At 57.2% G+C, this 13115-nt stretch carries 11 protein-coding genes; 4 read left to right on the top strand and 7 right to left on the bottom strand.

Translation table 11 applies throughout. The features are described 5' to 3' along the window. Positions 1 to 190 precede the first annotated feature (190 nt). Both WMO36_RS03900 and WMO36_RS03895 read right to left on the bottom strand, forming a co-directional pair. Positions 191 to 1228 carry a hypothetical protein gene (locus WMO36_RS03900; RefSeq protein WP_144090185.1) on the bottom strand — a complete coding sequence of 346 codons (1038 nt, stop codon included), beginning with the start codon at positions 1226 to 1228 and terminating at the stop codon, positions 191 to 193. A 175-nt stretch (positions 1229 to 1403) separates the two neighbouring features. Then, positions 1404 to 2063, bottom strand: coding sequence for a histidine phosphatase family protein (locus WMO36_RS03895; protein WP_250779522.1), 660 nt, complete (start codon positions 2061 to 2063; stop codon positions 1404 to 1406). 452 nt (positions 2064 to 2515) lie between these two features. On the opposite strand from WMO36_RS03895, the gene WMO36_RS03890 reads away from it, so the two are divergent. Continuing rightward, entirely contained in the window at positions 2516 to 3940 is a 1425-nt protein-coding gene (locus WMO36_RS03890) for an MFS transporter (protein ID WP_302146139.1), read from the top strand. Between the two features lie 179 nt (positions 3941 to 4119). Here the strand turns inward: WMO36_RS03890 and WMO36_RS03885 are convergent, their stop codons facing one another. Further along, the gene (locus WMO36_RS03885) at positions 4120 to 4656 is read right to left on the bottom strand and encodes a GtrA family protein (protein ID WP_302146137.1); all 537 of its coding nucleotides are present in this window, start codon (positions 4654 to 4656) and stop codon (positions 4120 to 4122) included. Between the two features lie 174 nt (positions 4657 to 4830). Here WMO36_RS03885 and WMO36_RS03880 point away from each other — a divergent pair, with 174 nt between their 5' ends. Beyond that, on the top strand, positions 4831 to 5178 hold the full coding sequence (locus tag WMO36_RS03880; RefSeq protein WP_099571070.1) for a phenylpyruvate tautomerase MIF-related protein: 348 nt from the start codon (positions 4831 to 4833) through the stop codon (positions 5176 to 5178). A gap of 255 nt (positions 5179 to 5433) precedes the next feature. On the opposite strand, the gene WMO36_RS03875 is transcribed toward WMO36_RS03880, so the two are convergent. The 4 genes from WMO36_RS03875 to ptsP all read right to left on the bottom strand — a co-directional run bounded on the left by WMO36_RS03875 (position 5434) and on the right by ptsP (position 11125). Next, positions 5434 to 6951 carry a formate--tetrahydrofolate ligase gene (locus WMO36_RS03875; protein WP_294446826.1) on the bottom strand — a complete coding sequence of 506 codons (1518 nt, stop codon included), beginning with the start codon at positions 6949 to 6951 and terminating at the stop codon, positions 5434 to 5436. A gap of 107 nt (positions 6952 to 7058) precedes the next feature. After that, a complete protein-coding gene (locus tag WMO36_RS03870; RefSeq protein ID WP_294446828.1) occupies positions 7059 to 8651 on the bottom strand; it encodes a C69 family dipeptidase in 1593 nt (530 codons plus the stop codon). An 84-nt stretch (positions 8652 to 8735) separates the two neighbouring features. Further along, positions 8736 to 9293, bottom strand: coding sequence for a YbhB/YbcL family Raf kinase inhibitor-like protein (locus WMO36_RS03865; RefSeq protein ID WP_003836313.1), 558 nt, complete (start codon positions 9291 to 9293; stop codon positions 8736 to 8738). A 182-nt stretch (positions 9294 to 9475) separates the two neighbouring features. Then, entirely contained in the window at positions 9476 to 11125 is a 1650-nt protein-coding gene (gene ptsP, locus WMO36_RS03860) for a phosphoenolpyruvate--protein phosphotransferase (protein ID WP_250779518.1), read from the bottom strand. Positions 11126 to 11452: 327 nt separating this feature from the next. Between ptsP and WMO36_RS03855 the strand changes: the two genes are divergently transcribed. Both WMO36_RS03855 and WMO36_RS03850 read left to right on the top strand, forming a co-directional pair. Beyond that, positions 11453 to 11713, top strand: a complete 261-nt coding sequence (locus WMO36_RS03855) for an HPr family phosphocarrier protein (RefSeq protein WP_144171192.1) — start codon at positions 11453 to 11455, stop codon at positions 11711 to 11713. Positions 11714 to 11943: 230 nt separating this feature from the next. After that, the gene (locus WMO36_RS03850; protein ID WP_302146130.1) at positions 11944 to 12981 is read left to right on the top strand and encodes a LacI family DNA-binding transcriptional regulator; all 1038 of its coding nucleotides are present in this window, start codon (positions 11944 to 11946) and stop codon (positions 12979 to 12981) included. Positions 12982 to 13115: the final 134 nt, after the last annotated feature.

Here is a 13115-nt window from a genome sequence, read left to right as displayed (position 1 = left end):
CCTCACGCATACGAAAGAACCGCACCTCCGATCATCGAATCTGAATTTCTTCAGTCCAACAATCGGGGTGCGGTTCACAGTCACAAGTGCCGGGATTTTTATATTGTCACGTCAATACCATCATTCGATGTCATGACAGGATTTCATATTCCAAATTTATTTTCAGAATACCCGTTTTGCAGTATTTTGATTATTGCGAATCGCGCTCCGAGGTGCCACCTTCCGTATCTTCGGCTTCCGCAGCATCCGAGGCTTCGCTCGAATCAGACGAATCATCCTTCTTCGACTTGAACTTTTCGGCAAGCGCCTCCCTGCTCTTACGCTCGTCTTCATCCTTGGCTTCCCGCTCGGCCTTCTTCGGATCCCAGCGCAGGCAATCCGCATGATACGACCATTCCAAGCCCGCCTGCGGAATCATCATGTTTGCGGTTATGAGGAAGGTCCGCTCGCAGAAGGAATTGACCTCGACCGGAACGATTCCATCCATGTGGCGTATGGAATCGCGCATCTCAACCAGTTGCAGCAGGGCCGCATCGCCCATGCAGGTCGGCGGAATGGCCATCTGCTCGCACAGCTCGTTGGCGTACAGCAATACCGGCAGCACACGTATGACCTGCTCGCCCAAATCGTCAATGCCGTCGCACATGAGATTCATCAGTCCGTCGCACACCGCAACAGATGCAAGGTAGCGGCCGGTGAGCTGCAACGGATCGACTGTGGTGGCGTAGCAGAAGCTGACGTTCTTCGACACTTCGCCGTCGAATTCGAATCCGGAGCTACCGCGAATGAGGTGAGTGACGCTTTTCATCACACTGCGGATGCTCTTTTCGACGTGGGCGTCGATGGAGATGCCCAGAATGTCGGCCGCTTTAAAGAACAGGTCGGCATTGTTGGTTTCGGAATAATCGCGCATCACATCATACGCCTGATTGGCTTTCTTCAGGGCCTGCACCACTGCTGGATCGCAGCCCGGAATCTCATCCATTCCCTCATATACGGCTTCCGCCACGGATATGTCGACTTCATCCGGCAAGCGCAGCAACGCCCTTGCCATCATGCAGGAAAACCCTACCTGCAGATCTTCCATATACTTGGCGTCGTTCTCCATCTCCTGCGCGGTTTGCAGCGGCCACAACTCCACCACTTTGACGCAATATTCGATAGCCAACTGCGTATGAGGCATATTGTAGAGCGGGTAAAGCGCTTCGTTGTTGATCTTAAAAGGCATTCGTGCTCCTTTGCAGCCTCGACGTCCATATCTTCGCTAAGCCCATCAGGAGACCCAGCCCTTCAATAATGACATGGAATCCCCTTCCTTTCAACAACCGACGCACGTTACCTGCCGCATATCAGCCATCACAACCATCCGCCGCGCGTTTCACGCGTTTCACGCGTTTCACGCATTATTCCACGCCGGCAGCGGGGTCGACATACGTGATCGACAAAACTTTTCGCGTATCGCAATCGTAGGTAATGGAGGTAATGGAGGCGAGCGCCGTGTGGCGTAGCAGCATATTATGTTCCGGGTGCCCGGTTTCCAGCATGTGCCTGTAGCTCCAGATGGGCGATTCGTGGCTGACTACAATGATTTGCTCACCCGGATGCTCCCCCACTTTTTCAAGGGCGAACGCTTGCACACGATGCGCGATCGACTGGTAGCTTTCGCCCCAGCTTGGCTTCCACAGGTTACGCACCAGTCTCCAATTGCCGTTTTTCCAGAGCGCGCCTTCGCCGTAGCCGATGCGCGTGCCGCGGAATTCGTTGCGTGCTTCGATGATGCGCTCGTCGGTGGTGAGTTCCAGCGGCTCCTCGCCACGGGCTTCGCGCACTTCGTTGAGTGCGGTGAGGATTTCGCCGGCCGTTTCGCGCGTGCGTTCCAGCGGCGACGAGTAGATGGCGGAAACAGTGTTGAGTTGCGGACTGACGGCAATGTAGTGCGCGGTCGCCTGCGCCATGCGCACACCCACTTCCGACAGGTGGAATCCGGGCAGTCGTTCGTAGAGCAAATGCCCCGGATTTTCGACTTTGCCGTGACGTACGAAATGGATGGTTGTTGCGGGCATCCCTACCGCCTTTCCGTAAGATGCTGCCGGACTGCTGACGTTGACTGATGGAACGAAAATCCTGCAATCGCAAGCTCTGGAAGCGTTGCGCAACCATTTTGCGACAACCGTCTTTCGCCCGCCGAACATCTTTTCGTCCACCAAATGAACGTGTAGTGAGTACTTACAAAATAACCAATCGAATTATGTCTGCCAACCTCAATGTACCGCGTGTTGCGACAGCACCTCCGCATAAAGTTGTCTAAGTCAAGAAAATGACACACAACCAATCTCCACCCCCCTATGCAACACGCCGAAGCGTCAATCGATTGACGTTCAAGCAAGGTTGAAGAGAGAGACTAGGGCTGGAAAGAAAAACAGTCAAGGCAGAACAAGGGTATATCAAGCGGTCTGAGGCAACGCAAAGCGGCGGACGCAAGCACCAACCGTGAGCAGAAAGGAGCAGCAAAAACATGACCAATTCAGTCCTCGCCGGCGCCAAAAGCATCGGCCAACGTCTTTTCGGAGGGTATGCGGAGCTTCTTCGCATACCGCACACCGCCCGATTTTCGGTCGGCTCAGTAATCGCATGCATGCCGTTCCCGATGGTCGGTATGACAATCACGATTTCCGTGCAGCATTATTACGGCAATTACTCGCTGGCAGGCGCACTGACGGCCGTGCAGGCGATCGCGCTGGCCGTTGCAAGCCCAGTGCTCGGCAAGTTGGTTGATAAGTTCGGCCAGCGCCAGGTGTCGATTCCGACGATCATTGTGTGGATGATCGCAGCGACCGCGCTGGTTTCCTGCATCACCGCGCGAGTGCCCTCATGGATTCTGTTCTGCATTGTGCCGTTCATGGCGGCGATTCCGCCGTGGGGCGCGATGAGCCGTCAGCGTTGGACGACACTGCTTAAAGGCGATACGGAGAAAACGAACCGTGCGCTTTCGCTTTCCGGCGTGTTCGACGAATGCATGTGGGTGATCGGCAATCCGCTCGCCTCCACGCTGGCCGTGATTTCCGGCCTGTTGGCGTTCTCGTTCACCGGCGTGTGCGTGGTGGTCGGCGCGCTCATGTTCCTCACTGAGCTTTCCACCGAGCCGAAATCGCAGACGCAACTGGCTCGCGAAGCGGGCATGACCCGCAAGGAATACCGCGAGCGCGAAGCTGCCCGTTCCAAGGCGTTACAGGCTGAATCGGCAATCGAATACGCTCGCGATCGCGCACGTTCCGAAGGCAAAACGGCTGCGGAAGTGCAGGCCGCTATGGATCAGGCCGCCGCGGATGTGAATGCCGGGCGCAAGGAGTCGATCTGGGGGCCGGGACTGATTGCCGTGTGCGTGACATGGTTTGGCTTGGGTGCGTTCCAGTCGGCTGCCGGCATTTCAATCGTCGCGTTCGCTACGGAAGCGAATATGAAGCAGTACACGGGTTTCGTGTTCGCCTGCTTCTCGTTCAGCTCGCTGATTGGCGCACTCGTGTATGGTGCGAAGAATTGGACGATTCCGCTGTGGAAGCGTTTCTACTTCTGCCTTGCCGTGGTCGATCTGGGCATCGGCTCGTTCATGTTCGCCAAACATCTGTGGGTGATCATGATCATTTACCTGTTCATCGGCGTGTGCCAGGCACCAACGTGGGTGAACGGCAACCAGCTGATGCTGCACTTGGTGCCGCCCACACGCTTCACCGAAGGCATGGCCTGGATGGGTGCGATGAATTCGATCGGCGGTTCCGTCGGTTCGGCGATTGCCGGCCAGTTCATCGACCGTATGGGATCGCACGGTGGTTTCATTGTGGTGACGGCTTTGGCGCTCACCTCGCTGGTGATCGCCCTGTTCGGCTTCAAGCAGATCAAGGATTCCACCGAGCAGCCCATGCTCACCACTGTAAGCGTGTGACCTTTCGCGCTTAAAGCATGCAAAGCATATGAAAAGGCGGTGTCTCATACCTTTGTATAGGTGTGAGGCACCGCCTTTTCATATTCAGGACTGCCCGGACGTCTGCACAATTCGGAAATCGGGGCAGATTTATCAGGGTAGATTTCCGGGTTGTGCAGACAGATTTTTCGAATTCAGGACTACTTTGGCCAGCCGTTGGGAGTGTGCTCCAGCGACCATATACCAAGCTTGTGCGAGAAGCTGTTCTGCCACTTGGCTTCCAACTCCTCCGGAGTCAGACGGTTGTCGGCTTTGCGTAGACGGTTCATGGCGTTGGTATGCGTATCGTCGAGCAGCCATTTGCGCGTCAGGAAGTTCCACACCATCACTACGGCGGTTGCGATGAGCTTGCCGACGTTGGTGCGGATCAGATATTCCGTGCTCTGTGACACGTATGCATCATGGTTCATGCCATACGTGGAGATCCAAATAATGGCGTCGTTCATGAACAGTCCGATCAGCGCGCCAACCACGAAAATAAGGATTTCCATCCAGCGAGCCATGTCGTCACGGTGCTTGAACACCAGTTTCATGCTGGCGACATAGTTGAAAATCAGGGAAATAATGAACGAGATGGTTGCGGCGAGCACGTTGTGCATGCGGAATACGCCGACGAGAAGATTCAGAATGCCCCAGTCGATAATGAAGGCGATTACACCAACGAGGCCAAATTTCATAAGCTGTTCAATCAGTTTTCTCACAAAGAATATTTAACACGCGCACGCAGACCACCTTGGAAGCCATTCAGACAAAGCCCAAAATTTCTCACGCAGCCACCCCGACTGCGCCGTTCGACGCCTAGACTGGAGGTGAACCGCAAAGGCTGATTTCAACAATTCAAGGAGAGCATCATGCCAGTCATTCATACCCATGTTTCCGTGTCCACCACCGCCGAACAGCGCGAGGCGCTGAAGTCCGCATACGGCAAGGCGATCACCGCCGTTCCCGGCAAGTCCGAAGGCTGGCTGATGTGCCCATTTGAAGATAATATGCCGATTTATTTCGGCGGCGACGATTCCAAGCCAGCCGCATACGTCGAAGTGAACGTGTTCGGTCGTTCCGTGCCCGGTTCCGCCTGGGAGAAGCTGACCGAGCAGATCATGGCCGCGTTGGAGAAGGAACTGGGCATTCCGTCCGACCGCACGTACATCCGTTACACCGCCACCACCGACTGGGGCTGGAACGGTGGCAACTTCTGACGAAGTTACCACCGTTCCTGCGAGGTTCGCCCATATTGCGAACCTCTCACCTCACCTACGGGAAACACACCGTGTTTCCCGCCTCACGGTTCGGGGCGACAACTTCTGACGAAGTTACCACCGTTCCTGCGAGGTCATGGCGTTGCGACGTTCGCTAGAAACCGCCAAAAATATGATGCAAAAAGGGCGGCCACCTACGCATATACGTAAGTGGCCGCCCTAAAACGTTGCGATCAGAACGATACGACTCGTTTATCACACGATCTTCGGCATCGGCGTGGTCAGGGACGTGGTGAGGTTCACGTGCACCAGGCCGGCACCGGAATGCACTTCGACCTTCTTTAGCGTCACCGTACGCTCGGCTTCCGGAGCGCGGTCATTGTCGGTCATGGTGGCCGGGGACTTCACAGCGACCAAAGCAAGCGAACCGAAATCGATGCCCGCGCTGGCGCATAGGTTCTGAGCGGCGGCCAGCGATTCGGCGAAACCGTCCTTCAAAATCACGCGGTCAGATGGAACGCCATACGCGTTCTCGGCGACCCAACGCACGTTCTCCACCAGAGCCATGCCCTTGTGGCTGTGCGGTTCGGCCGGCATGGAACCGTTCGTCACGGCATCGACGAACGCATCGAGCTGCGGGGCGAGCGCGTCGCCACCGTCGCGGTACAGGTTGCCGATGATCGGGTCGCGGAATTCCAGTTCCTTGGCAGTGTCCTTGAGCGCCGGAATCTGATCATCCTCGCCATCCCACAGGTTGATAAGCGGGAAGGTAGGAATATCAAGACCTTCGAGGCGCTGGACGTGGAACGGGTAGCGCCATGCCAGATCCGGATCGTCGCGCCATGTGGAAGCGCGGGTCACGACGATGGCTGCGGACGGCCACTGCGCGCCGTATTCGCGGCAGGCTATGTCAAGCCACTTCTGCGCGCCTGCGTCGGTACCATAACCGGCTTCGACGATGACCACGTCATGCAATGCGCAGGCCATTTCCACGGAAACCAGCGTCGGAATGCCGATGGACACGTTGGCGAACGGGCCGCCGTGCACGTACACCGGAGAGCCGTTCACGGTCTCTGTCTTGGCTGGCTTCACGGCGTCACCGAGGATGCCGGTGATACGCCACAGATCAACGAATTCACCGAAGGTCACGGCCTTTCCATCCTTCGTGCCGGCGACCATCTTGGCAACGCGCTCGGAAATCTCATCCATGGAACGCGACAGCACAACGATCTGCATAAGCTCGCAGGTCGGAGTGAGCACCACGCGCTCAGCCACGTCGCCCTTGCCACGGTCCACTGCGATCTGGCGCAGGGAACGGGACGGCACTTCGGAGACGCGCGGCACGAGAATGGTGTCCAGCTTGCCGTCGTCAACAGCCTTTTCTGCAAAGGAGACCAACAGGTTCTGGGCAGCCTCGATGGCTCCCATTTCACCGCACAGGCCCCAGTCGATCAGCTCAGGGTGAGTCAGGGAAGCCTTGCCGCCACCCGAAGCACCACCCTTGGAACCGGCAGCGGTAATGCCCATGCTCGGCTGACGCAGCACAGCGGCCGCATCGATGCCACGCTCACGCAGCGCATCGATCAACGCGATCGTAGTGGTGGTCTTGCCCTCGCCGCGAGACGCCTTCAGCGGAGTATCGGCGGTGACGAGCACGACCTTGCCATGCTTGCGTGGAGCATCCGGATTATTCTTCAAATAATCGAGATAGCCAAACGCATCAATCTTCTGCACCAAGCCGTACTGGCTGGTGAAATCCTCAATGCTGGTCACTGGGGTTTTCCTTTCTTCGATTTGGAATGACGTCATTCTAACGATGTTGTATTGCAGGAAAAAAATCGGCTCCCGCAACGTGGTCATAGGAGCCGAATAGTGAGATATTAGAAGTCCGACATGTGGAAGCCGTTCTTCATGTTCATGCTGGCGGTATACAGCACGGAATCAAGAAGCTTGTCGGTTTCCTCCTTGAGTTGCGCGGCCATGTTCTCGTTGGCTGCGGCAAGGATTTCGCGGGCGTCGTCGTTGCGCACGGCTTCGATGATTTCATCCGGTTCCATCGGCTGCACATCGCCGATTTCGTCTTCCGCATCGAATTCGTCGGTAACGTCACCCACCAAGCGTTCAATCTGCTCGTCGGTAGTGGCAACCATGCGGTGGCCCATCGCACCGGTCTTCTCCTGATAGCGTTCCACAGCGTTGGCGGTGTCGGCGAAGCTGGAATCGCACAGGGCCGCAATAATGCGGTTCTCCCAATAGAAGTTTTCGGACGTGACGCGCGTGGTGGTGTCTTCCAAATACTTCGGCGTGGAGTTGACGTTCGGGAAGAACGGCACGAGTGTGTTGAACGGGTTGGAACCGTAGGCGATCCACTGGATCGCGCGGCTCACCTGCGGGCGGTACGGGCGGATCTGCATTACCGCAAGCTGGCTCTGACGGTTGATGCCGATCGGGCGGAACATATGGCGGGTGCGCTGGTCGCCAAGCTTTCCATACGGATCGTACGGGGTGCCCTGATAGTGGGAGCTCAGCACATACTTCACATCTTCGATGGTAATTTTGCGTTCTGGTTGGCGAGCCCACGGAATATCGTCGGAAACCGGCCTGTGGTCGGCATCCTGACCATCCCACTGCTCGTCGTACGGGTTGAGGAAACGCTGCATGTACCAAGCACGAGGAGTGTTGTACACGTGATCGGAATCGGAGTGGGAGCCAAACGCGTCACGCGGGTTGAACGGCGTGGTGCTCTCCACCGACAGGTCAAGATGGTTGCGTTCGATGAACTCGGCCAGATCGGCGGAGCACATGTGGCCCTCCTGCTCGCCAAACGCATCTTCAAGATCAAATTCGTCAATGCCCAGCTGGTTCGGCATGGTCACATACGCTTCGTCCGGCACACGCTTGGCGATCCAATGATGGCCGCCAACGGTTTCCAGCCACCAAATCTCGTCAACGTCGGAGAAGGCAACGCCGTTCATCTCATAGGTGCCAAATTCCTCAAGCAGCGCGCCCAAACGTTCCACACCCTCGCGGGCGGTGGTGACGTACGGAAGCACAAGGGTGAGGAAATCCTCTTCGCCAATACCACCGGCGACTTCCGGCTCAAAGCCTTCTTCGCCTTCCTTGCCCTTGGCAGGCTTGAGTTCCACGAACGGATCGGCGCCAAGCACACGCTCGTTGGTGGTGAGCGTTTCGGTGGCACTCATGGCAACGTTCGCCTCGTTCACACCAGCTTCGCCCCAAATGCCTTCCTTCAGATCGGCATTCGGCACAGCCGTATACTGCAGCGGATTGTCAGGAAGGTCGATTTCAACATGCGAAAGCACGCTCTTGTACTTGCGCGGCTGATCTTCAGGCTTGACTACGATGAAGCGCTTCGGGCAAAATTCACCATTTGCACTATCTTCATTACGGGCGATGATGGTCGATCCGTCATAACTTGCGTCTTTGCCAACCAAAATCGTGGTACACGCCATAATTATTCAGCAATCCTTTCAATTATTGTCAATACGTTTTCGTCGGGTATATTTCTGATCTTACTTCAGATTGTCTTTCAAAAATCAGGCTTTTCCAGTGAGGAAAATAGCGCCCTGATCAACGATTGTGCCGGAAGTACGCAGCGCACGTTCCATTTCGTTGAGCCAGAATCCCTGATTGAGGCCGGCGAGCGGAGCCGTGGTGCCCCACACATGCAGGTAGTAGTCGTGATCCTGATCCGGCGGATATGGACCGTTGTAACGCATCGTCACTGCGGGATCGTTGCTGCGGCCTTGCAGCAACGGCGAGGCGGCGGACGTGCGTCCCTGAATCGTTTCAGGAATCATCGCGGAAACCGTGCGCGAGAAATCAGCCGGAATCGCGAGCGCGTGAGAATCGTTGAAATCGTACATCAGCGCGTCCACGGGCAGGTTCGCCAGAGACCAATGATTCCACTGGAAACCGCATACCGGAATCGAATCCGGATCAACGAATTCCCAATGCAGGAACTGCACTGCGGGATCAAGCGCATCAATGTAGAAGGGGAAGGAAACAATCGGTGTACCGTCGATGCAGTTCTCAGGCGGCGCCGCCTTGGCAAACGCGTCGGGAATGACGGTGAAATCTGCGGAAATCTTCATGCACCCAGTATCCCTCAAGCGCCTGACTCATACAAGGTTTCAATTGACGGCATAACGAAACGACCCCTGCGAGCGAGTCATGGAGGCACGCGGGCAGGGGTCGTTCCGGGAAACAGGGCCTATCAGACCTCACATCACTTGAAAAACAGGACGTTACAGGCAATAGGCACAGCTAGTACGGCTCAGTTGGCCGGGTGGTAGAAGTCGCCGTTAAGGGCGGCTTCGGCACGGGCCTGAGCCTCTTCGAAAGTGACTTCGGCAAGGGAGGCACGCACGTCGTCGAGTGCCACCGGAGTCATGGACAGAGAGTTCACGCCAAGACCGGCCAGCACTACGGCCAAGTCCGGATCGGCAGCGGCCTCGCCGCACACGCCCACCGGCATGCCCTTGGCGTTGCCCGCGTCGCAAATCATCTTGATGGCACGCAGCACCGCCGGATGCCAGGCGGTCTGATAGTTGGCAACGGAACCGAGCGTACGGTCGGCGGCCAGAGTGTACTGGGTCAGATCATTGGTGCCGATCGACACGAAGTCAGCCACGTCAGCCACCTTGTCAGCCATAAGCGCAATCGACGGCACTTCGGCCATCGCACCCACGAACTTCAGACCGAAGCTCTTGCCAAGCTTCACGAAATAGTCAGCCTCATGCTGGTCGGCAACCATCGGAGCCATAACCCACAGGTTCGCATCGGTGGCGGCATCGGCTGCGGCGAGCGCCTTGAGCTGGCCTTCGAGCACGTCCATGTGGGCGCGCAGGGTGCGCAGACCGCGCAGGCCGAGGGCCGGATTCGGCTCGTCTTCCGGAGTGAGGAACGGCAGCGGCTTGTCGGCGCCGGCGTCGAGCATACGAATCACGACCTTCTTGCCTGGGAACTGGCTCAGCAACTCGGTGTAAGCGCGGGTCTGCTCTTCGACGGTCGGCGGCTCGGAGTTGCCGATGAACAGGAATTCGGTACGGAACAGGCCAACGCCTTCAGCGCCATATTCCAGCGCCTTGGCCGCATCGGCCGGCTTGCCCACGTTGGCGAGCAGCGGAATCAGATGACCATCCTTGGTGGAGCCCGGATTGCCGCGCAGTTCCTTGGCTGCGGCCGCGCGGGACTTGGCGGCTTCGGCAACGGCGATCTCCTCTTCGGTCGGGTCAACGACAAGTTCACCCTTGGCCGCGTTCACGACCACGGTAGTGCCGTCGGTCAGGTTTTCGGCTTCGGCTGCGGAAACAACCGCCACAATGCCACGAGCGCGAGCCAGAATGGCGGTGTGCGAGGTCGGGCCGCCCTGCGAGGTGACAATGGCGAGGGTCTTGCTCATGTCGAGCGCCGCGGTATCAGCGGGGGAAAGATCTTCGGCGACGAGCACGAACGGGGTTTCGCTCTGCGGCAAGCCCGGAGCGGGAGCGCCCATAAGGTCGGCGATCACGCGCTGTCCGACATCATGCAGATCGGCGGCACGCTCAGCCTGATAGCCACCGATGGCACGGAACATGTCTTCCACTGCGGCGAAGCCTTCGAGCACCGCACGTTCGGCGGTCTTACCCTGCTGAATCAGACCCTTGATGGATTCAGCCAGCGACGGATCGGAAGCGAACATGGAGATGGCCTGCAGAATCGGAGCGGCCTGCTTGGCACCTTCGTCACCATTGGCGGCCTCTTCGGCACGACGGTTCAGGTCGGCGTTCACCAGTGCGAGGGACTTGTCAACGCGGGCGATTTCGCTTTCGGCAGCAATGCCTTCCGCACGCGGAGCGTCCGACGGTTCCGGCAGTGGCTGCGCCATACGGATGACCGGGCCGACTGCAACACCGCGACCAATGCCAACACCTTTGATAATCATGTGAACTCCTTTGACCTGTTTCCTTGTTTTGTTGTTTGCCCGCGAAAGGAACGCGAACCGAACGTTTGTTGTTGTGATTTCCGCGCTTGCTTTGCGCGTCGAGTTACTGCATGATTCCCACCGTCTTTGCCGGTAAATCATTTTCAGCCTGCACACAGTATACACACTTTAAGCCGCAACACACAAACGGTAAACGTTTTCTGCGTTTCGTGAAAAAAGGTGCTATAGTAATTATTAGCGGCGCACCGAGGCATTTCGCTCGGCAAGCAGCACGACTTTCAAATAACACAACCAAAAATCAACACACGACTCAAAGGAGTGTCCATCATGGCAACCCGCACCACCGTCATCAACGATCCCGTCGGCATCCACGCCCGTCCGGCCGCACAGTTCACCCAGGCCGTCACCGCCTCCGGCTGCACCGTCACCATCGCCAAGGAAGGCGGCAACCCGGTTTCGGCTAACTCCATCCTGTCCGTCATGGGCCTGGGCATCAAGCAGGGCGAGTCCGTGGTCATCGACGTGCAGGGCGCCGATGACGAAACCGTGGCAGACAACCTGCTGAACATCCTCGTCAACGCCGAGTGATCTTCCTTTTGCTGAAGATTTCAGAATTTCGCACGATATTCAACAATCTTCAGTTATTGCATCGCAATTATGAAGTCGCAATGCAACATGCATGATTGCGATACTTGCTTCCAGCCACCTGCCGCTTTCGACGGGTGGCTGTTTTATTCTTGAATACGCGATTGAGATACGGCAGTAATTCGAATAATCCGAGTTTTTCGAGCATTTCGAATATTTGTGGTGAGGAGAGCATGGCACGTACAACCGACAACGCTTCGGCTTCGGCAACTTCGGCGAACAGTTCGATCACGAACGTCGCAGCGCTAGCCAACGTCTCCATCGCCACCGTCTCCCGCGTCCTCTCCGGCAAACGCACCAAAGACGACGACATCGCACGCCGCGTGCGAGCGGCCGCGGCACACCTCAACTATTCGGTCAATTATGCGGCGAGCGCGTTGCGCAGCACCGTCACCAACACCATCGGCCTGGTGATTCCGACCGCCAACGACCCGTTCTGTGCGCAGCTGCTTGACGAAATCGAACCCGTCATCGACGTGGATTCGCAGCAACTGCTGCTGGGCATCGGCGGTGATCAGGCCACGCAGATTCAACGCATCGAGTCGTTGGTAGACCGCCATGTTGACGGTCTGATCGTGCTGCCCGCCTGGGAGGCCTACCTTTCCGCGGAGCTTGAACATTACGCCTCCACACTGCCGATCGTGCAGGTGGGCGGCCGCCAATGCTCGTTCCGCACATCCATGGTGAGCGTCGACGAAAACGCAGCCATGGAAATCGTGATCGGGCATTTGGCTGAACGTGGCATCGCATCCGTGGCATACATGGCCGGCAAGGAAATCTCCTTCGAATCGGCGGAACTATTCACCATGTTCCACACTCAGATGCGAGCGCACCATCTTGCCACCGAAACCGAATGGAACAGGTTCGGAGACCGTAGCGTGCAGCGCGGATTCAACTGCGCCATGCGACTGTTTTCCGAGCCGCTCGTGCAACCGGAGGCCGTGGTGTGTGCCGACGATGCGATCGCGTTCGGCGTGATGGTGGCGTTGCACTCGCTTGGGCTTCGCGTGCCTGAAGATGTGCTGGTGGTTGGCTACAACGATTCGCCAATCGCACGCACCACCATGCCGCCGCTGACCAGTGTGCGCCCGCCGTTCAAACAAATCGTCTCCGAAGCGCTACGCCTACTCAACGACGGCCCCGACAGCCCCGCACATATCTCACTTGCACCACAACTGATCGTGCGCGAATCCACCAACTACCAGCGCTGAATCGCAATTTTTGCAATTTTGTCGGCAGTTATCGCACGATAGCAAGTTTCTGATCGCACGGTTCGAAATAATCGCGAAAAAACGAAATTACGCGGCAGCAAGCCAAAATCATGCAGCCAAACAACCATTTCCCC

The sequence above is a fragment of the Bifidobacterium hominis genome (genome assembly GCF_040095915.1).
Classification (GTDB): domain Bacteria; phylum Actinomycetota; class Actinomycetes; order Actinomycetales; family Bifidobacteriaceae; genus Bifidobacterium; species Bifidobacterium hominis.
Note: the sequence above shows the minus strand (reverse complement) of the source record. Positions and strands in the feature narration are given on the sequence as shown.